Below are 18719 nucleotides of genomic sequence, written 5' to 3' on the forward strand. Positions count from 1 at the left end.
GCGGCTCGGTTCGCGACGATCCGAGGCGAGGAGAGGGAGAGAAGAATGGGCGACACGCAATACCGTGAAGTGCGGGAAAAGGGATTCGTACGGCTCCCCGGGCTGGCGGCGGGCGAAGCGCTGGCCCGGCTGCGGAGCGCGGTGGCCGACCTGGAGGGGCTCGCCCGCGACCGCACGGTCTCCAGCGGCGACTTCGTCCTGGAGGCGCCCGGCATCGGCGGCTGGGCGGCCTGGCAGCAGGGCGCCGAAGCCCTTCCGGGGGTGCTGAGGTCGGCCGACCGCATCCACGAGCACGTCCCCGAGTTCGAGGCCGTACAGCGGTCACTGGACCTGGCCGGCGTACCGGTCGCGGGGGCCGCCGGGAGTCCGGGCACGCTGGTCAACGCGTTCTTGTGGGCCAAGCCGCCCGTGGTGGGATCGGCCAAGCCCTGGCATCAGGACATCGCCTTCGCGCCGCCCTCGTTCGGCACCGAGGAGCACGGCATCGTGACGATCTGGGTCGCGCTGGAGCCGGCCACCGTGCGCAACGGCTGCCTGGAGTTCATCCCCGGCTCCCATCTGCTCGGGCTGTTCCCGCACACCGGGGACCGTGAGCGCCTGCCCGGCGAGCCGCCGCGGGCGGACGCGGTGGAGCCGCACGTCGCGGACGAGCACCTGCCGCGCACGGCCGACCCGGTCGCCGTACCCCTCGAGCCCGGTTCGGCCGTCATGTTCGACGGCATGGTGCTGCACCGCTCGGCGCCCAACACGACGGCGACGGAGCCGCGCACGGCCGTCAGTTTCGTCTACCGGGTGCCGCGGCCGTCGTGGACCCGGATGGAGCCGGCCGCCGTCGCCCGGGTGTGATGTTCGACCGCGGCGGGTCCGCAGTCGAACGTGGACGTCAGGATCCCGCCGCGCCGTCGAGGGCGTAGAAGGCGGCACCGTCGAGGTGGCGGATCGTGTTCAGGTCGCGCTGCACGACCTCCTCCAGGTCGTGCAGCAGCGTCACGACGAGCGGATAGGTGAGGTCGTCGACCGTGCGGTCGATCTCCTGACCCGGTTTCACCAGCGTGATGAGGCTGTGGAAGCTCTCCAGCCGCTCGATCTCCTCGATGCCCCGGTACTCGCTGAGCACGCCCTTCACCGGCGAGACCATGCCGACGATCGCGCTGTGGCGCCGCACCTGGTACGGGGTTCCGGCGCGGGCGTGGAACCGCTCGGGGCGCAGGTAGGCGTCGACGGTCCACTCCAGCTGCGACTCACCGATGCCGAGGCCGGCGCAGGCCGGGATGCCGCCGCCGGCGATCCGGGCGCCGACCTCGACCAGGCACGGCCCCTGCGGGGTCATCCTGATCTCCAGGTGTGCCGGGCCGTGGCGGATGCCGAGGGCGTCGAGCACCTGGAACGCGTAGTCGCGCAGCGGCTCCACCACCCGGCTCGCCGAGTCGATCAGCGACAGGGCGTCGCAGAGGTCGACGACCCCGTTCGCGCTGAGGCGGCCGGTCCGCCAGACGTCGCACAGGTGGTGGCGGCCGTCCCGGCTGACGGTGTTCACCATGTACTCGGTGCCCGCCAGGTACTCCTGCGCCACCGCCCCCCTGTTGGGCTGGGAGAAGACGTCGTCGGCGTCGGCGAGGGAACGGAAGGCCGCCACCGACTCCTCCGGGGTGTCGCAGAAGAAGACGCCCTGGCTGCCCGCGCTGCGCGGCGGTTTGACGACGACGCGTCCGCCCATTTCACGATGCCAGGCGGCGAGTTCGTCCGCGTCGGTGGCGCGCAGCTGCCGGGCCGCGCGAAGTCCAGCGGCGCGCACGGCCTCGACCATGAGGTGCTTGTCGCGCCGCGCGGTGCTGAGGTCGGTGCCGTTGCCCGGCAGACCGAGCCGCTCCGCGAGCAGGTCCGCGAACTCCACCCCGCTCTCCCCGCCCGCGACCACCGCGACCGGCGCGAACGCCCTGACAGCCTCGACCGTGGCTTCCAGGTCACCGTCGTGGACGATATCGGCGACGAAGTCCTCGGGGACGAACGGCGACGTGCGGTAGACGTACGGCACTTCCCGAGTGCTCTGCACACGGACAAGGGAACATCCCTGTTCCAGGAATGTCAGAACGAGTGAGCGGACCGCGGCGTAGGCGTCGACCATCACGATGCACGGGCGGCCCTCGATGGCTGCTGTCATGTGTTCAAAGTAGAGAGAGCCGCCCCTCGCGAAAAGACGTTCAACTTTGAGATCCTCCCCCTTCGGAGGAGTACCTGATGACGTCTTTTCCCACGGGGTTGCGCTCGCCGCACTGCACTCCGGTATTGCTGTTCGTCAATACATTCGGCAGTTTCCTGGTCCTGGTGAGCCTTTCCACCCTCGTGGGGTCGGCCACCGGGTCGGGGCTGCTCGCCGCAGCCGTGCTGAGCGCGCCGTGGCTGCCCGCGCTGCTGCTGGCCGGGCCGCTCAACCGGATGCTCAACCGGCGCGCCCCGGAGCGGCTCGTCCGGCTGGCCGAGGCGGCGAGCCTGGCACTGACCGCGGCCGCGCTCATGACGCCGGAACGCGCACTGCTCGCGGTCGCCGCCCTGCTGCTGCTGGCCCGTGGGTACTTCGAGGCGGTCACCCGCGCGGCCACCGCGCTCGTACTGCGCGACACGGTGGCGCCGGAGCGGCTGGACCGGGCCAACACCGTGGCCGAGATCGGCAAGCTGACCGGCCTCAGCGTCGGCGCGGCGCTTGCCGGTCCGGCCTCGTCGGTGCTGTCGCTGCGCGGAGTGATCGCGGTGAACGCGGCGACGCTGGTGCTCAGCGCGCTGCTCGCCTGGGCGCTGCCGTCCGCACCGAGGAAGGCCGCCGACGACGCCGAGGACGGTGCCGGGACCACGGCCACCGCCCGCCCGCGCGTCGACGACCCGGTGCTGCGCAGGCTGTTCGCCCGTTTCCTGCTGGTGTCCTTCTGGCAGGGCTTCCACACGGTGGCCGTCACCGTCGTCCCGGTCCAGGTGCTGGGCGGCGGCACCCGCCTGGTGGGTGTGTTCGTCGCCGTCTCCTCGGTGGCCCTGTTCGCCGGCTCGCTCGCCGCCCTGCCGGCCCAGCGCTACCTCTCACGCGTGCCGTCGGCCGCCTGGGCGCTGCTCCCCATGCCGCCCCTGCTGGCGGCGGTGCTGGCCGGCCGCACCGTGCCGACGCTCGTGCTGTACGCGCTTTTCCTGGTCCTCTTCGAGGTGGCCTACCTCCACTACAACAACCGGCTCCTGGCCACGGCCTCCGCTGCCGAGCTGCCGGCGGTGGTGACGCTCCGGGCCACCCTGCTTCCCTCGGGCGTGGCGGTGTCCATCCTGGCGCTGGGCGCGCTCTGCGACCTGGTGGGCCCGCTGTCCACCGCCTCGGTGGTGGCCGTGGTCACCGTCCTCGTCACCGCCTCGACCGGCACCGCCGGGCACGCCTGGAGAAGACGCGTGCGGGACGCCTGACCAGGATGGCAAGGGCCGCGAGGGCCGAGCAGCGCGGCGTTCACCCGTGATCCCCCGTTCCCGACTCCGACTCAAGGAAGTGCCATCGTGCGGGTCCTCATCGTGCCGTTCCCCTGGAAGACGCATGTGTTCAACGTGGTGCCGCTGGCGTGGTCGCTGCACACGGCCGGGCACGAGGTGCGCGTGGCCGCCTGGCCGGATCTGCTCGACGCCGTCACCTCGGCCGGGCTGACGGCCGTGGGCGTCGGGCCCGGCGAGACGCCGGAGGTACGCAGACGGCGGGACCGGCGCCAGACGTCGGACCGTGCCGCCGCGGCGAAGCGGTCTCCGCAGCACGGAGTCGACCCCCTGTTCGACATACGGCCGGACCGTGAGCGGCTGAGCTGGGAGCAGGCCTCCAGCGTCTTCGACGACCTGGTGCTTCCGCAGGCGCGGCGGTCCAACGACTCGATGATGGAGGACCTGGTCGCCGTGGCCCGCGCCTGGCGGCCGGATCTGGTGCTCTGGGGCGCCAAGGCGTTCGCGGGAGCGGTGGCCGCCGAGGCGGTGGGCGCGGTGCACGCCCGGGTGCTGTACTCCGTCGACGTCTACACGCGGATGCGGGAGGACTTCCTGCACGCCAAGGCCCAGCAGCCGCCGGAGCGGCGCACCGACGCGATGCGGGACTGGTTGGCGGGCTGGGCGGGCAGGTACGGCGTCGAGTTCTCCGAGGACCTGGTCAACGGTCAGTTCACCGTCGCCCCGCTCCCCGAGGCTTTCCGGCCCGACGCGCGGCCGGCCACCCTCCCCGTGCAGTTCGTTCCCTACAACGGCCCGGCCGTGGTGCCCGAGTGGCTCGCCGAGCCGCCGGCGGCACCTCGGGTGCTGATGACGTTCGGCGACTCGGTCGACGACGGGCCGGCTCGGCTCCCGCTGCCCGTGGAACGCGTCCAGGAGATCCTCGACTCGGTGGCCGGCCTGGAGATGGAGCTGGTGCTGGGCCTGCCGCCGGACGCCCGGCGGGAGCTGCGCGAGGTGCCGGCCAACACCCGTCTGGTCCAGTCCGTGCCCCTGTCCGAGGTGCTGCCGACGTGTTCGGCGGTGGTGCACCACGGCGGCACCTGGTCGTTCGGCTGCGCGCTGCGCTACGGCGTGCCCCAGTTGCTGATCGGCCGGGCGTTCGACGCTCCGCTGAAGTTCCGGTGCCTTCAGGCGGCGGGCGCGGGGCTGGCCATGACGCCCGCGGAAGTGGACGGGCCCGCGGTCCGTGCCGCACTCGTGCGACTCCTCCACGACCCGGCCCTCCGGGCGAACGCCGTACGGCTGCGGGAGGAGATGCTGGCCATGCCCACGCCCAACGAACTGGCACGGACCCTGGAGACCCTGGTCGCCGCCCACCGGGCCGGCCCAGTGGGTGCCCTGCGCTGACCGGGCGGGCACGGGAGGTTTCCGAGCTGACCGAGCGGACCGGGAGACCAAGACGGGACGGGCCCCGCGTGACGATCACGCGGGGCCCGTCCCGTCGAGGTGCGTCAGGACGCGGGGACCGGGTCGGCCGACGCCTGGCAGACGGCGTCGTTGCCCTCCTGGGAGGCGGGACGGGTACCGTCCCGGAAGAAGTCTCCGACGTACTTGTTGAGGCAGGTGTTGTTGTTCGCCGACAGCGCCGCGCCGACGTTGTGGCCGCCCTTCTCCAGGATCAACCGGGAGTTGGGGAACAGCCCGTGCGTCTCGACGGCGCCGGCGACGCCGTGCGCGGTGTCGAACTGGGGCTGCACCAGCAGGACGTTCACCTGGTCGTCGCCGACCGTCAGCCTGCTCCTCGCGGGCTGCGGCCAGAAGGCGCACGGCGCGTTGTACCAGGCGTTGGTCCAGGTCAGGAACCGCGAACCGGCCTCGTACTGGCGGGAGTGGTCCTCGCTCCAGCGGTTCCAGTTCCGCGGCCAGGGGCCGTCGAGGCAGTTGACCGCGTTGGTCATCGCGTGCCTGTTCTGGTGCGGGAAGCCCGGCGGGGAGTAGCCGGCCCGCAGCGACGTCGGATCCTTGCGCACCACCCAGTCGGAGAGCACCTTCGCGCGCGAGAGCCAGGTCCAGCTGCGGTAGACGACCGGCTCGAAGATGTCCGCCCACTCCGACGGGCCGATCTCGCCGTCCACGGGCGCCGCGCGGAGCGCGTCCTGCCCCTTGTAGTAGTTCGCCTCGACCTCGGCCGCGGTCGTGCCCAGGTGGTAGACGCCGTCGTACTTGGCGACCCAGGCGAAGAAGATCTCGGCGTTGCGCTCGGACAGCACGTTCTTGCGCAGGCTGCCGCGGTATCCCACGTTGCTGGGACGCACCACGCTGTCCAGCACCATCCGCTCCAGCCGGTGCGGGAACAACGTGGCGTAGACCGAGCCGAGGTAGGTGCCCCAGTCGGTGCCGAAGTAGGTGATCTTCTCCTGGCCCAGCGCGATCCGCATCTGGTCCAGGTCGCGCGCCGCCTCCTCGGTGCCGAGGTGCGCGAGCACGTCGCCGTACTTCTCGCCGCAGCTCTCGGCGTAGGCGCGGGCCCGCTCCACCCACTGCTGCTCGGCGGCGGGCGTGGCGGGCACCGGGTCCGGCTGCGCGTGCCCGGGGTCGATGTAGCCGACGTCGCAGACCACGGCCGGCTCGCTGGCGCCGACGCCGCGCGGGTCGAAGCCGATCCAGTCGTAGGCGGCCCCCACGTCCTTGGCCAGCCCGGTGGTGCCCGCGGCGTACCGGGTGGGCAGGTCACGGCCGATACCGCCGGGCCACTGGCCGCGGTTGAGCACCACGACGCCCTTGTACTCGCTGTCGGGGACGGTGTGCTTGGCCCGGGTCAGCGCCAGGCTGATCTTCCTGCCCTGCGGGGCGTCGTAGTCGAGCGGCACCTGCACCGTGCCGCACTCCAGGCCCTTGAGCATGTCGCCGAGGACCGGATCGCCGCCCGGACACGGCACCCAGTCGACGCTGCCGGCGGCCGGTCCGGCCGCATCGTTCGCCACCGCGACCGGGGCGACGGCCGAGCCCACCAGCGCGGCCGCGATCACCGGTATGACCAACGCAAGCTTTCTCACGTAATTCCCCTCCTAATTCAGCGCGCTCGCAGCGTGGCATCGGCCTGTCGGCTCACGCTCAAGAACGCCTGGAAATCGCCTTGAGGCGACCCGGGGGACCATGCGGCCGCTTCCCGGATTTCCCTAGCATGAAGCGACCGAATTCCAACCCCGGGAGTGAGAATGTCTGACGCGGCCATCCAGGGAATCAAGACCGTGCTGCACCCCGTGGCGGACGTGGCAGCGGCCAAGAAGCTGTACGCCGCCCTGTTCGGCATCGAGCCGCAGACCGACTCGGAGTACTACGTCGGGTTCGACGTCGCGGGTCAGCACATCGGGCTGGTGCCGGCGGGGGCGCAGGACATCACCTCGCAGGTGGCGTACTGGCACGTGGCCGACCTCGACGCGAAGCTGGCCGAGGTCACCGCCGCGGGCGGCACGGTGAGCAGCCCCGCCAAGGAGGTCGGCGGCGGCCGCCGCGTGGCGACCGTCACCGACCTCGACGGCAACGTCCTCGGACTGCTTCAGGACAGCTGACGCCGCCTCCGGCGACCGAGCGTCCCCCGCCGCCCTCGAAGCCCGTCGAGTTCGTCTCGAGAGGGCTTCGAGGGCGGCCGTCCAACCTCACCGGACAGGGTGGGCGAGGGCCGTCGTCCCGTGGGACGGGGTGACGACCGCTTCGACGCGGCGGGTGCGACACCGCCCGGACGGGCGGGACATGAGCGAGGTCCTGCGTGTCGGCCGAAGGTCCGGGGAGGTCTCCGGCTCCGGTGAGGCGCGCGTCCGGGCCGCCCACCGGATTCTCGGGCACCCGGCGACGTGGGGCTCGGCCACCCGGGCACCGGCCGGCCGCCGACGACGCCGTCCCGCGGCGGGCGGCAGGGGCTGAAGCCGGCCGCGCGCGGGGCGGCGAGGGCGGTGCGTACGTCCTGGACCAGCCCTCCGCCGGCCTGTGCCCCGCCGGCCTGTGCCTCGCCGACCCCGAGCAGTTGCTCGACCGGCTCGTCGACCCCGGCACGTCGGTGATCGTCGTCGAGCACCACCAGGGAAAGGGAAAAGGACATGCTCCGAGCGTGGAATTCCGACTGCGATGTGATCGCATGAAAATCCTCGTCACCGGCGGTGCCGGATTCATCGGCTCGCATTACGTACGGACCATGCTCGACGGGGGGTATCCGGGTTTCGAGGACGCGCGTGTCACGGTCCTGGACGCGCTGACCTACGCGGGAAACCGTGACAACCTCCCCGACTCGCATCCGCGGCTGTCCTTCACACACGGGAACATCCTCGACCGGGAGCTGCTGAGCGACGTGCTCGACGGTCAGGACGCGGTGGTGCACTTCGCGGCCGAGAGCCATGTCGACCGTTCGATCGCCAGCGGCGCGGCGTTCGTCCGCACCAACGTGGAGGGCACGCAGGCGCTGCTCGAAGCCTGCCTGGCAGCCGGCGTCGAGCGCGTGGTGCACATCTCGACCGACGAGGTGTACGGCTCCATCGAGGAGGGCGTGTGGACCGAGGAGTCCCCGCTGCTGCCCAACTCGCCCTACGCCGCGTCCAAGGCGGCCTCCGACCTGATCGCCCTGGCCTACTTCCGCACCCACGGGCTGAACGTCTCGGTCACCCGGTGCTCCAACAACTACGGGCCCTACCAGCATCCGGAGAAGTTCATCCCGCTCGCCGTCACCAACCTGCTCGAAGGACGCCCCATACCCGTCTACGGTGACGGCGGGCAGATCCGCGAGTGGCTGCACGTGGACGACCACTGCCGCGCGGTGCAGCGGGTCCTCACCGAGGGCAGGGCGGGCGAGGCATACAACATCGGCGCCGGCACGGCCGTGCCGAACCTGGAGCTGGCCCACCGGCTCGCCGAGCTGTGCGGGGCGGGACCGGACATGATCCAGCACATCACCGACCGCAAGGGCCACGACCGGCGCTACGCCCTGGACCAGGGCAGGATCGAGCGGGAGCTCGGCCACCGGCCGCTGACCGCGTTCGACACCGGGCTGGCCGAGACCGTCGCCTGGTACCGGGACAACCCCAGATGGTGGAAGCCGCTCAAGGAGAGCGGTGGTCGGCCGTGAGCGCCCCGGCACAGCTGGTTCCGCGTGCCAGGACGGGGGTCGCCGAGCGCCTGGCGCTGTCGGCCGCGACGGTCGAGGGGGCGCACACCGCGACCTCCGAGGTGCCGGGCTGGCTGGACCTGAACCGACGCTCCGGCGGGACGGTGGTCCGGCGGATCCCCTTCGCCGCACTCGACGACTGGTCGTTCACCCCGGACACCGGGAACCTGCGGCACAGCAGCGGGCGGTTCTTCACCGTCGAGGGACTGCACGTGGTCAGGCCGCAGGCCGAGTGGCAACAGCCGATCATCGTGCAGCCGGAGATCGGCATCCTCGGCATCCTGGCCAAGGAGTTCGACGGGGTCCTCCACTTCCTGATGCAGGCCAAGATGGAGCCGGGCAACCCCAACCTGGTGCAGCTCTCCCCCACCGTGCAGGCCACCCGCAGCAACTACACCAAGGCACACGGCGGAACCGAGGTGAAGTACCTGGAGCACTTCCTCGCCCCCCGGCGGGAGCAGGTGCTCACGGACGTCCTGCAATCCGAGCACGGCGCCTGGTTCTTCCAGAAACGCAACCGCAACATGATCGTCGAGGTGGACGGCGACGTCCCCGTCCACGACTCCTTCTGCTGGCTCACCCTCGGCCAGATCCTGCGGCTGCTCCGCCTGGACAACGTCGTGAACATGGACGCGCGCACCGTGCTGGCGAGTGCTCCGGCGGTGCCGGCCGAGACGAGGGCGCTGTCGTCCGACTCCGACCTGCTGGCCTGGTTCACCGGGGAGCGGGCCCGGCACGACGTCCACGCCCGTCTCATGCCGCTGCGCGAGATCGCCGGGTGGCGGACCGACGCGTACTCCGTCAGCCGTACCGACGGCAGGTTCTTCCGGGTGGTGGCGGTGTCGGTCGAGGGCGCCGGCCGTGAGGTGGCCGGCTGGACCCAGCCGATCATCGAACCCGTGGAGCGCGGCGTCGTCGGTTTCGCCTACCGGGTCTTCGACGGCGTCCCGCACGTCCTGGCGCACGCGCGCGTCGAGGGAGGCTTCCTCGACACCGTCGAACTCGCGCCGACCGTGCAGTGCGTACCGTCGAACTACACGCCTCTCCCGGCCGAGGACCGTCCGCCCTTCCTGGACGTGATGGTGAACGCCTCGCCCGACCGCGTCCGCTACTCGACGGTGCACTCCGAGGAGGGCGGCCGGTTCCTCAACGCCGAGAGCCGCTATCTGATCGTCGAGACCGACGAGGCGACGACGCCCACCCAGCCGCCCCCGGGATACCACTGGGTCACGCCGGGCCAGCTGAACTGGCTCGCCGAGCACAGCCGCTACGTCAACGTGCAGGCCCGGACGCTGCTCGCCGTCCTCGACGCGGCGGTACGGGACAGCGGCGCGCCCTGAGCGGGACAGTCCGCGAACGACATCAGGCCCTGTCCGGGGGGTTCCGCCGGACAGGGCCTGATGAGGTCCGAAGGGGCTACTGCGCCGCAGGGAGCCGGCTGGTCATCGGGGTCCACTTCTTGGGGTTGATGCGCCAGTCCACCGCCTCCTGCTTGGTGACGACGTTGACCCGGTTCCAGAGGTTGACCAGCCCGATGTGCAGGACCACGGCGGCCAGCTGCACCTCGGTCCAGTGCCTGGCGGCCTCGTCCCAGACCTCGTCCGACACCGGGTCCTCACGGTCGTTGATACGCGTGGCGGCCTCGGCCAGTGCCAGCACCGAGCGTTCGGCGTCGGTGAAGCAGGTCTGCTCCCGCCAGGTCTCCACCAGCGGCAGACGGCGGTCCTCCTCCCCCGCCTCCTCGAACTCCTTGGGCTTCATGGGCAGGTGGACCGTCCGGCCGTTGATCTGACTCACCCTCAGGTGCACGAGCACGAGCGTCTGAAGTGGCACGCCGACGCTGTTGACGGCCTTGACCAGTGCGCGCATGGGCGGAAGAACGTCGGGAACCACCAACGAGGGGTTGGGCATCCGCGGCGACATAATTCTCCTTCGCATGGGGATCGGAAATCAGTTTGCCCTCGGGGTCGCCTTTTCTCAATGAATCGAAATTGCGGCGGCCGGCTCTTTCCGCAGGCGTCCGGCGGCGTGTGCGAGGGCTTGGTGAAGTCGTTTGTCGGCCGTGTGCCCGGATTCCCATTGCACCCCGATCGCGAAGGGGTGGTCCGTGACTTCCACGGCCTCGACGGTCCCGTCCCCGGCCCGACCGGTGACGGTGAGGCCGCTGCCGATCCGGTCCACCGCCTGGTGGTGGTGGCATGCCGTCTCCGGCTCGTCCTCGTCGAGGATGCCGGCGATCCGGCTGCCGGGCAGCAGCTTCAGCGGCTGGCGGCCGAGGGTGAAGGCCTCCGTTCGCGGACGGTGGCCGTCGTGGCCCGTGACGTCCGACAGGTGCTGATGGAGGGTGCCTCCGTGCAGCACGTTGAGCAGTTGCATACCGCGGCAGATCGCCAGCACGGGCAGTTCGGCGTCCAATGCCGCGCGCAGCAGCGCCAGTTCGACGCGGTCGGCGTCCGGGCTCATCACCCGGGTCGCCGGGTGGGCGTCCGCGCCGTACAGCGCCGGGTCCAGGTCGGGGCCGCCCGGGACCAGCAACCCGTCGAGCCGGCCGACCAGTTCCTCGGCCCCCGGCAGCAGCGGCAGCAGCAGGGGCGCGCAGCCCGCCTCGGCCAGGAAGGCCACGTGCGACTGGAGGGCCAGGGCCACGACCAGGTCGCCGCCCTGGAGGGTGACCGGCGCCGTCCGCGCGCAGATGCCGATCACCGGCCGCCGCCGGGCGGGCACCGGACCGTTCGTGACTGAATTCATGACCACCCTCATGGTTTCCGGGTTCAACCGAGGAAAGTAAGCAGATGAAACATACGCTTCCCCGGACAGGCGGAGCCGCCAAAATATCTGTGGCGTGATGCGCGGGCCATCGTTCACGGGCCGCTCCAGGCTGCGACTACTGAACAGATAGCGATCCTGCTATCACAGGTGGCCGGGGGATTTTGCCCCAGCGAAACTCTCGCAGCCATTCAACCGAGGTGACCATGATCGAGGCCAAGAACCTCACGAAACGCTACGGCGACAAGACCGCCGTGAACGACCTGTCGTTCACGGTCGAGCCCGGCCGGGTCACCGGCTTCCTGGGCCCCAACGGCGCAGGCAAGTCCACGACGATGCGACTGCTGCTGGGACTCGACAAGCCCGACGCCGGTGACGCCACCATCAACGGCGTGCCCTACCGCGAGCTGTCCCGGCCGCTGCGGGTGGTCGGGGCGCTGCTGGAAGCGCGCGCCGTCCACACCGGCCGCAGTGCCTACGACCACCTGCTCTGCCTCGCGCAGACCCAGGGCATCGGCCGGCGCCGGGTCGAGGAGGTCATCGAGCAGGTCGGGCTGGCTTCGGTGGCCCGCAAGCGGGCGGGGGGCTTCTCCCTCGGCATGGGGCAGCGGCTCGGCATCGCCGCCGCGCTGCTCGGCGATCCCGCCGCGCTGGTCCTGGACGAACCCGTCAACGGTCTCGACCCCGAGGGCATCCTCTGGATCCGGAACCTGATGAAGTCGCTCGCGGCCGAGGGCCGCGCGGTCTTCGTCTCCAGTCATCTGATGAACGAGATGGCCGTCACCGCCGATCACCTCATCGTCATCGGCCGCGGCCGGCTGGTCGCCGACTGCTCCACCGAGGAGTTCATCGAGCGCAGCACGGAGCGCTCCGTGCTGGTCAGGACGCCCGACGGGGCGCAGCTCGCCGAGCTGCTCAAGCGCCAGGGCGCCACCGTCACCCACACCGACGAGGGCGACCTCGACGTCACCGGGCTCGAGGCTCCGCGCATCGCCGAACTCGCCGCCGCCGACGGCCTGGTGCTGCACGAGCTGTCGACCCGGCGAGGTTCCCTCGAGGAGGCCTTCATGGAACTGACCAAGGACGCCGTCGAGTACGACGCCGGCGTGCCCGCCGCCGGAGGTGTGAAGTGACCGCCACGACCGCACCCGTCGCCGCGTCCGGCTCGGTCGCCGAGGACCGCGAGCCGGGCTTCGGGAGCCTGATGCTCTCGGAGTGGACGAAGATCCGCTCCGTGCGCTCCACCGTCTGGTCGCTCGCCATCCTGGTCGTGCTCACCCTGGTGTTCACCGCGCTGTTCCTCCAGATGGGCATCGCGAACTGGGACAAGACCGATCCCGCCCAGCAGGCGGAGATGCGGCTGGACCCGACGGGCACCATCCTGGGCAGCGGCATCCTGCTCAGCCAGCTGGCGGTGTGTGTGCTGGGCGTGATGGCGATCGCCTCCGAGTACTCCACCGGCATGATCCGTGCCAGCCTGCTCGCGGTGCCCCGGCGGGTGCCCGTACTGGCGGCCAAGGGAGCGGTGTTCGCGCTGCTGGTCCTGGCGGTGGGCGAACTGACCGCGTTCGGCTCCTTCTTCATCGGTGCGCCGATCATGGACGGCAAGGCGCCGGTCGCCATCGGCGATCCGGGCGTCCTGCGGGCCGTCGTCGGCTGCGGCCTCTACCTCGCCCTGCTCGGCCTGTTCGCCCTCGCCGTCGGCGCGATCATCCGGCACACCGCGGCGAGCATCACCGTCGTCATCGGCTTCGTCCTGGTGATCACCCCGATGGCGGGCCTGCTGCCCGGCAGCGTGGGCGAGCGCATCCACGCCTGGCTCCCCACGGAGGCCGGTTTCATGATCACCCAGCAGCACGCCCGCGCCGGCGATCTGCTGGGACCGTGGGAGGGCCTCGGAGTGCTCGCGCTCTGGACGGCCGTCCTGCTGGCCGTCGCGGCGGTGCAGCTGCGGCGCAGGGACGCCTGACCCCCGCGGGCGTCCGCCCCCTCGGCGGACGCCCGCGGAGCCGTGTTTCCAGGCAACGTCGACCTGCCCTCCACTGCGGCTGGAGACCCTCCTGCGACCCTCTTCGGCAGCGGCAGCAGAGAGGGAGTCACAGGAATGTCTCAGAGGAACGCGCAAGCCGTCTCGATAACGAGTGCATTCAGTCTCGTCCGGATGGAGGGCGCCGGATCGTCGGCGCACAGCGAATTCGACCTGAAGAACTTCGAGAAACTCCCGGCACGTGAAGTTCCCATCGCCGCGCTCTCTCCCGGAGTTTCTCTGCGTCAGGGCGGAACGGACGCCGCTCATGTCCGGCTTCTCGTCGATGCCGCGGATTCGGCGGAGCTTCCCCCCATTCTCGTCCAGGTGGACGGCTGCCGGGTCATCGACGGGCTGCACCGGCTGGAGGCCGCCCGGCTCATGGGCGACGAGAGCATCCGGGCCCGTTTCCTCGACTGTTCCAACTCCGAGGCCCTCGTCATCGCCATGAAGGCGAACGGACTGCACGGCCTGCCGCTGTCGCGGGCCGACCGTGTCGCCGGAGCCCAGCGGGTCCTCGGTTCCCACCCCGACTGGTCCGACCGCGCCATCGCGGGCATCGCCGGGCTGAGCGCGAAGACGATCGCGTCGCTGCGCGACCGGTCCGCGGTCGCGACGCCGCAGGGCGGCAAGCGCATCGGCCAGGACGGCAGGCGGCGTCCGGTGGACGCCGGCGAGGGCAGGCGGCGCGCCGCCGAGTACATCGCCGCCCATCCGGACGCCCCGCTGCGCCAGGTCGCCAGGGCCACCGACGTGTCGCTGGGCACGGTGCACGACGTCAGCGCACGGCTACGGCGCGGCGAGGGGCCCGAACGGAACGGGCGGCGCACGCACGCCGCACGCCCGCAGCACGTGCGGCCCGTGCAGTCCGTGCCACCGCCCGACGACGTGCCGGCGTCGGCCGAGGTGGCCGCCGGCGGCGCCCGCCGGGTGCCGCTGCGGGTGGCCGCAAGCGTCGAGGCCGCGCCGCCGCAGCGCAGGAACCACACCGAAACCCCGCCCACCTGGGCGGCGGTGGCGGCCAAGATGGCCACCGACCCCGCCATCCGCTACACCGCGGGCGGCCGGGAGTTGCTGCGCTGGATGCAGTCCCACGCCATCGAGCCCGGTGAGGACGGGCGACGGCTCGTCGACGCCGTCCCGCCGCACTGGCTCGGCGTCGTCGCCCCGATCGCCGAGCACATCGGCAAGGAGTGGTGCCAGCTCGCCGAGCGGATGAAGGCCCGGCAGGAGCTGTGCCGCAAGCTGTCGCCCTCAGGCCCCTGACCGTCGCCCCCAGACCCCTGACCGATGCCCTCAGACCCGGACCGTCGCCCTCACGCCCCTGACGGCACCGGCGCTCCGGACACCACCCGCAGTCGGCTCGCGGCGGCCCGGCCCCGTCCCGGCCCGGCCGAAGGCGGGGTGGTGGCGGCGCATCCGGGGTGCGGCACGACGGTCGACGGTGGTTCGAGATCGGGCAGCGCGAGCAGCACCGGCGGATCGACGGGGCGGGCCGGACGCAGCCGCACCGCCGCGCTGGTGACGTCCCCGGCGGTGACGGTCACGGTCCTGGTGCCGTCGCCCCCGACGAGCGCGGTCCGTACGGCCTGCGGATCGTGACCGGTGCCGACGGCCACCGCCACCGCGAGCAGGTGCCAGCGCCCCTCGGGGACGTTCCGCAGGGAGTAGCAGGACGGACGGTCGCTCGGGACGTCGATGACAGCCGAGGCGACAGCCGGGTACTGGACGACGGCCGTGGCGAAGGCCCCCAGGAACACGCGCGCGTTCCCGTGACCCCGCGGCAGTCCGACCGTGCCGGCGACCGAGCCGTGTCGCGGGCTCGGTCCCGGCTGCGGTCCCGGCACTCCCTCCCCCCCGTCACGGCACAGCCGGCGGAACCGGCCGGGAGACAGGCCGACACCGGTCGTGAAGGAATGGGTGAAAGAACCCAGGCTGGTGTATCCGACCGCACCGCATATTTCCGCAATGGTCATCGAGGTGCCGTCGATCAGCTTCTTCGCCTCGTGAATACGAACCGCGGCGAGGAATTTTCCGGGACTCACCCCGGTCTCCTCCTTGAACACGCGCGAGAAACAGAAACGGCTGAGCAGAGCGTTCCGGGCGATATCCGTGACGGTCAGCGGATCGCCGAATCGCTCGCGCATGTACGCGACCGCCCTCTCCACTGCTGCGTCCATAGCTCACCTCACCACGTGTCGATCCGCTCAACAGGGTGGCTCGTGAGCATCGCGATCCGCTCGAGCCGCACTCGGGAACCGCTACAGGTTCCCGCCAGGAGAACGTCAGGAATCGAGAACCCCGGGGCCGGGCCCACGGCCGCCTGAGCAAGCCGCGCTCCGACATCGGCCGAGAGAGGCTCGGTCATGTGCCACCCCGCCCGGCGGCAGGCACGGATCGCCGCGCAGCACCCGCGTGACCTGGCAATACAGCGCCGCGACCGGATCGACCGGGAGTACCCACGGGCGCTGGACGTCGAGGCTCTCGCCGCACGTCCAGCCGGAGCCGCTCGGCCTCGGACGGGTTCGCCGCCCCCGGCGCATCGCGACGGCCGGGTGCGCCGGCACCCCGGCGCCTTCCCGGCGGCCGGCCGGCAGGCGGCGTCGTACTGCTGTCGGGGCGTCAGGTTCCCCAACTCCGTTGAATACCCGGGGCTAGAGTGATCGGCATGACCTCCCTCGCATCCGTCACCCTGGAGGTGGCCGACCCCACGGCCGCCGAACGCTTCTACTCCGCCGCCTTCGGGCTGGGCCCGCGGTTGCGTCTGCGCGCCTCCGATGCGCCGACGACCGGATTCCGCGGGTTCACGATGTCGATCACCGTCTCCCAGCCGGCCGACGTCGACAGCTTCATCGGCTCCGCCCTCGAGGCCGGTGCCACCTCGCTGAAGCCGGCCTCCAAGTCCCTGTGGGGCTACGGCGGCGTCGTGCAGGCCCCCGACGGCACGATCTGGAAGGTGGCGACCTCTTCGAAGAAGAACACTGGCCCCGCCACCCGGAAGGTCGACGACCTCGTGCTCCTGCTGGGCGTCGAGGACGTCAAGGCGAGCAAGCAGTTCTACGTCGAGCAGGGCCTGTCCGTCGCGAAGAGCTTCGGCGGCAAGTACGCCGAGTTCGCCTCCGACGACGCCGCCCCCGTCAAGCTGGCGCTGTACAAGCGCCGGGGCCTGGCCAAGGACGTCGGTGTGCCCGAGGAGGGCAGCGGTTCGCACCGCATCGTGCTCGGCAGCACCGCCGGCGCCTTCACCGACCCGGACGGCTTCGCCTGGGAGGCCACGCCGGTGGCGTCCGCCTCGGCCTGAGGACGTCCTGTCACGGGGACGGCGGGAACCTGTTCCGGACGGCGGAACCTGTTCCGGGGACGGCCGGAAAACGAACGCGCCCACCGAGCGGTGCCGCTAGCGGGCACCGATCGGTGGGCTGCTGTCCGAGGGGACCTGGGCGCGCCTCAGCCGAAGGAGATCTTGGTACCGACCGGGCCGGTGGCATCCAGGTAGGCGACCAGCTGGCACTGCTGCACGGCGCAGTTGACGGTCACGGACGTACCGGTGCCGGTGCTCCAGTCGGTGGCCGCGAACTGCTTGCGCACGGTGTAGGGCGCGGTGAAGGTGCCGTTGGCACCGACGGTGGCCTTGGCCAGCGTGTCGGTGCAGGTGGTGTTCTCCCGGCACTGCGACACGGCGACCTGGGCACCCGCCGGGAACCCGGTGCCGGTGACGGTCACGGTCTGTCCGTCGGCCAGACCGCTGCTGGGCGAGGCGGTCACCGCCGCGGCCGCGGAGGCCGGAGCGGTCGAGACGGCGAAGGCGGCCACGACGGCGGAACCCAGCATGCCGGCCTTGGTCAGACGCGAGCGGATCTGCATGTTCATCTCCCCATTGGGTGCGGAAAGCGGAAGTGGAACGACGCGTTCTTGTGATCGCGCCTCACCCAGAGTCGACCGGAACGCATGAGACCGGCTCGAAGTCCGCTCGAAGTCCGCTCGACTCTCCGGGAAGCGTGATGCGCAGCGTGCGGCGCTGTGCGCACCGAGGCGGTCGACCGGGCCATGGCTCTCTGATGGGCAGCGTGCGGTGTGTGCGCAGCGCGTGGTTGACCGGGCCATGGCTCCGTGTGATGCGCAGTGTTGCGCGCAGCGCCGTGGTTGACCGGGCGGCGCAGCGTGCGGCGCTGTGCGCACCGTGGTGGTCGACCGGGCCGTGGCTCCCGCCCGCGCGCCGGGGACGTAGCCGGCTCCTGAGCCGAAGTCCGGGGACGGAGCCGAGGCCCTGGAACGGAGATGAACCGACCGGGCCATGGCTCCCGACGCCCGTGTGTCCGGCCCGTGGCCGGCTCCCGCGCCGAAGCCGAGGCGTGCGGAGGTGGACCACCGAGCCGCGCGCCGTCCGGGCAGCCGGCCGCCACCTCGCTGCCGGGGCGCGCGCCGTCCGGGCAGCCGGCCACTACCTCGCTGCCGGGGCACAGGCCGGAACGCCCGTCCGGCGCGAGGCGTACGTCGACGAGATGTCGCCTAGGGGTTGCCGAGCATGAAGCCGACGCCGCGTACCGTCACGATCCAGCCGCTGTCGCCCAGTTTGCCGCGCAGGCTGCTGACGTGGGTGTCGACGGTGCGGCGGGACCAGGAGTCGCCCCAGACCTGCTGGAGGAGCTGCTTGCGCGGGATGACGGTGTCCGGATGCGAGGCCAGCAGGCACAGGAGGTCGAACTCCTTGCGGGTCAGGGCGACTTCCTCACCGCCGACCAGGACCTCGCGGGCCCCCACGTCGATGTGCAGACGGCCGTGCCGGATCTCGCGGGCGGCGGCCGGCTGCCACTCGGCACGCCGCATCACGGCCTCGATGCGGGCCATCAGCTCGCGCAGGCCGTACGGCTTGGCGACGTAGTCGTCGGCGCCCGCCTGCAAACCGAGGACACAGTCCAGTTCGGAGGCGCGGGCGGTGACGATGATGACGGGCACCCGGCTGACGGCGCGGATGGCGCGGCAGACCTCCAGGCCGTCCAGGTCGGGCAGTTCGAGGTCCAGGAGGACGAGATCGGCGTCCTCGTGGGCGCGCAGCGCGGCCTCGCCGCGCCGGACGCCGAAGGCCTCGTGACCGTGCCGGCGCAACTGGGTGACCAGGGATTCGGCGCAGGCGTTGTCGGCGTCGACGACGAGGACGCGGCGGCCGGAGGGCATCGAGACGGCGGCACCGTGGCCGGTGGCCGCCGGCTCGTGGTCCCGCGCGGGCCGGGGGACGGCCGGGGCGGGGCCGACGGGCGGGCGGGTGTCGAGCAGCGCCTGTGCCGATGTCACGGTCATGCCTCCCCCGGGGGTGCGGTGCTGTGCGCGGGTCCC

At 71.7% G+C, this 18719-nt stretch carries 17 protein-coding genes; 10 read left to right on the plus strand and 7 right to left on the minus strand.

The window, feature by feature from the left end; translation table 11 throughout:
• Positions 1–45: 45 nt before the first annotated feature.
• Complete coding sequence (locus ACZ5Y0_RS31680; protein ID WP_469132111.1) at positions 46–846, plus strand: phytanoyl-CoA dioxygenase family protein; 801 nt, start codon at positions 46–48, stop codon at positions 844–846.
• Between the two features lie 37 nt (positions 847–883).
• On the opposite strand, the gene ACZ5Y0_RS31685 is transcribed toward ACZ5Y0_RS31680, so the two are convergent.
• Positions 884–2161, minus strand: coding sequence for an ATP-grasp domain-containing protein (locus ACZ5Y0_RS31685; protein ID WP_469132112.1), 1278 nt, complete (start codon positions 2159–2161; stop codon positions 884–886).
• 77 nt (positions 2162–2238) lie between these two features.
• Here ACZ5Y0_RS31685 and ACZ5Y0_RS31690 point away from each other — a divergent pair, with 77 nt between their 5' ends.
• Complete coding sequence (locus ACZ5Y0_RS31690; protein WP_469132113.1) at positions 2239–3438, plus strand: MFS transporter; 1200 nt, start codon at positions 2239–2241, stop codon at positions 3436–3438.
• Between the two features lie 87 nt (positions 3439–3525).
• Complete coding sequence (locus tag ACZ5Y0_RS31695) at positions 3526–4845, plus strand: activator-dependent family glycosyltransferase (RefSeq protein ID WP_469132114.1); 1320 nt, start codon at positions 3526–3528, stop codon at positions 4843–4845.
• Between the two features lie 104 nt (positions 4846–4949).
• Here the strand turns inward: ACZ5Y0_RS31695 and ACZ5Y0_RS31700 are convergent, their stop codons facing one another.
• Positions 4950–6494, minus strand: coding sequence for an alpha/beta fold hydrolase (locus ACZ5Y0_RS31700; protein ID WP_469132115.1), 1545 nt, complete (start codon positions 6492–6494; stop codon positions 4950–4952).
• A gap of 162 nt (positions 6495–6656) precedes the next feature.
• Here ACZ5Y0_RS31700 and ACZ5Y0_RS31705 point away from each other — a divergent pair, with 162 nt between their 5' ends.
• The 3 genes from ACZ5Y0_RS31705 (at position 6657) to ACZ5Y0_RS31715 (ending at position 9933) form a co-directional block, all read left to right on the plus strand.
• On the plus strand, positions 6657–7010 hold the full coding sequence (locus tag ACZ5Y0_RS31705; protein WP_469132116.1) for a VOC family protein: 354 nt from the start codon (positions 6657–6659) through the stop codon (positions 7008–7010).
• A 563-nt stretch (positions 7011–7573) separates the two neighbouring features.
• The gene (gene rfbB, locus ACZ5Y0_RS31710; protein ID WP_469132117.1) at positions 7574–8554 is read left to right on the plus strand and encodes a dTDP-glucose 4,6-dehydratase; all 981 of its coding nucleotides are present in this window, start codon (positions 7574–7576) and stop codon (positions 8552–8554) included.
• Entirely contained in the window at positions 8515–9933 is a 1419-nt protein-coding gene (locus tag ACZ5Y0_RS31715) for an NDP-hexose 2,3-dehydratase family protein (protein ID WP_469132118.1), read from the plus strand. Before rfbB ends, ACZ5Y0_RS31715 begins: the two co-directional genes overlap by 40 nt.
• A 76-nt stretch (positions 9934–10009) precedes the next feature.
• On the opposite strand, the gene ACZ5Y0_RS31720 is transcribed toward ACZ5Y0_RS31715, so the two are convergent.
• Both ACZ5Y0_RS31720 and ACZ5Y0_RS31725 read right to left on the minus strand, forming a co-directional pair.
• Positions 10010–10516, minus strand: a complete 507-nt coding sequence (locus ACZ5Y0_RS31720; protein ID WP_469132119.1) for a carboxymuconolactone decarboxylase family protein — start codon at positions 10514–10516, stop codon at positions 10010–10012.
• A 54-nt stretch (positions 10517–10570) separates the two neighbouring features.
• Positions 10571–11341 (minus strand): gamma-glutamyl-gamma-aminobutyrate hydrolase family protein, encoded by a 771-nt coding sequence (locus ACZ5Y0_RS31725; RefSeq protein ID WP_469132120.1) that lies wholly within the window; start codon positions 11339–11341, stop codon positions 10571–10573.
• A gap of 224 nt (positions 11342–11565) precedes the next feature.
• Here ACZ5Y0_RS31725 and ACZ5Y0_RS31730 point away from each other — a divergent pair, with 224 nt between their 5' ends.
• The 3 genes from ACZ5Y0_RS31730 to ACZ5Y0_RS31740 all read left to right on the plus strand — a co-directional run bounded on the left by ACZ5Y0_RS31730 (position 11566) and on the right by ACZ5Y0_RS31740 (position 14651).
• Positions 11566–12492, plus strand: coding sequence for an ABC transporter ATP-binding protein (locus ACZ5Y0_RS31730; RefSeq protein ID WP_469132150.1), 927 nt, complete (start codon positions 11566–11568; stop codon positions 12490–12492).
• Positions 12489–13328, plus strand: coding sequence for an ABC transporter permease (locus ACZ5Y0_RS31735; RefSeq protein ID WP_469132121.1), 840 nt, complete (start codon positions 12489–12491; stop codon positions 13326–13328). The genes ACZ5Y0_RS31730 and ACZ5Y0_RS31735 overlap by 4 nt, the downstream gene beginning before the upstream one ends.
• A 192-nt stretch (positions 13329–13520) precedes the next feature.
• Positions 13521–14651, plus strand: coding sequence for a nuclease (locus tag ACZ5Y0_RS31740; RefSeq protein ID WP_469132122.1), 1131 nt, complete (start codon positions 13521–13523; stop codon positions 14649–14651).
• A gap of 50 nt (positions 14652–14701) precedes the next feature.
• Here the strand turns inward: ACZ5Y0_RS31740 and ACZ5Y0_RS31745 are convergent, their stop codons facing one another.
• Complete coding sequence (locus tag ACZ5Y0_RS31745; protein ID WP_469132123.1) at positions 14702–15565, minus strand: helix-turn-helix domain-containing protein; 864 nt, start codon at positions 15563–15565, stop codon at positions 14702–14704.
• A gap of 488 nt (positions 15566–16053) precedes the next feature.
• Here ACZ5Y0_RS31745 and ACZ5Y0_RS31750 point away from each other — a divergent pair, with 488 nt between their 5' ends.
• Positions 16054–16686: a glyoxalase gene (locus ACZ5Y0_RS31750; RefSeq protein WP_469132124.1), complete on the plus strand. Its 633-nt coding sequence runs from the start codon at positions 16054–16056 to the stop codon at positions 16684–16686.
• Positions 16687–16832: 146 nt separating this feature from the next.
• On the opposite strand, the gene ACZ5Y0_RS31755 is transcribed toward ACZ5Y0_RS31750, so the two are convergent.
• Positions 16833–17255, minus strand: coding sequence for an enediyne antibiotic chromoprotein (locus tag ACZ5Y0_RS31755; RefSeq protein ID WP_469132125.1), 423 nt, complete (start codon positions 17253–17255; stop codon positions 16833–16835).
• Between the two features lie 639 nt (positions 17256–17894).
• Positions 17895–18560 carry a response regulator transcription factor gene (locus ACZ5Y0_RS31760; protein WP_469132151.1) on the minus strand — a complete coding sequence of 222 codons (666 nt, stop codon included), beginning with the start codon at positions 18558–18560 and terminating at the stop codon, positions 17895–17897.
• Between the last annotated feature and the right edge of the window lie 159 nt (positions 18561–18719).

The organism is Streptomyces sp. NPDC033216 (assembly GCF_055577115.1).

Bases quoted from the DNA above. Each gene is read 5' to 3' on its own strand.
- ACZ5Y0_RS31720 (WP_469132119.1), bottom strand. From the start codon at position 10,516: ATGTCGCCGCGGATGCCCAACCCCTCGTTGGTGGTTCCCGACGTTCTT.
- ACZ5Y0_RS31680 (WP_469132111.1), top strand. From the start codon at position 46: ATGGGCGACACGCAATACCGTGAAGTGCGGGAAAAGGGATTCGTACGG.
- ACZ5Y0_RS31750 (WP_469132124.1), top strand. From the start codon at position 16,054: ATGACCTCCCTCGCATCCGTCACCCTGGAGGTGGCCGACCCCACGGCC.
- ACZ5Y0_RS31715 (WP_469132118.1), top strand. From the start codon at position 8,515: ATGGTGGAAGCCGCTCAAGGAGAGCGGTGGTCGGCCGTGAGCGCCCCG.
- rfbB (WP_469132117.1), top strand. From the start codon at position 7,574: ATGAAAATCCTCGTCACCGGCGGTGCCGGATTCATCGGCTCGCATTAC.
- ACZ5Y0_RS31730 (WP_469132150.1), top strand. From the start codon at position 11,566: ATGATCGAGGCCAAGAACCTCACGAAACGCTACGGCGACAAGACCGCC.
- ACZ5Y0_RS31755 (WP_469132125.1), bottom strand. From the start codon at position 17,255: ATGAACATGCAGATCCGCTCGCGTCTGACCAAGGCCGGCATGCTGGGT.
- ACZ5Y0_RS31705 (WP_469132116.1), top strand. From the start codon at position 6,657: ATGTCTGACGCGGCCATCCAGGGAATCAAGACCGTGCTGCACCCCGTG.
- ACZ5Y0_RS31725 (WP_469132120.1), bottom strand. From the start codon at position 11,341: ATGAATTCAGTCACGAACGGTCCGGTGCCCGCCCGGCGGCGGCCGGTG.
- ACZ5Y0_RS31760 (WP_469132151.1), bottom strand. From the start codon at position 18,560: ATGCCCTCCGGCCGCCGCGTCCTCGTCGTCGACGCCGACAACGCCTGC.
- ACZ5Y0_RS31690 (WP_469132113.1), top strand. From the start codon at position 2,239: ATGACGTCTTTTCCCACGGGGTTGCGCTCGCCGCACTGCACTCCGGTA.
- ACZ5Y0_RS31745 (WP_469132123.1), bottom strand. From the start codon at position 15,565: ATGGACGCAGCAGTGGAGAGGGCGGTCGCGTACATGCGCGAGCGATTC.
- ACZ5Y0_RS31685 (WP_469132112.1), bottom strand. From the start codon at position 2,161: ATGACAGCAGCCATCGAGGGCCGCCCGTGCATCGTGATGGTCGACGCC.
- ACZ5Y0_RS31740 (WP_469132122.1), top strand. From the start codon at position 13,521: ATGGAGGGCGCCGGATCGTCGGCGCACAGCGAATTCGACCTGAAGAAC.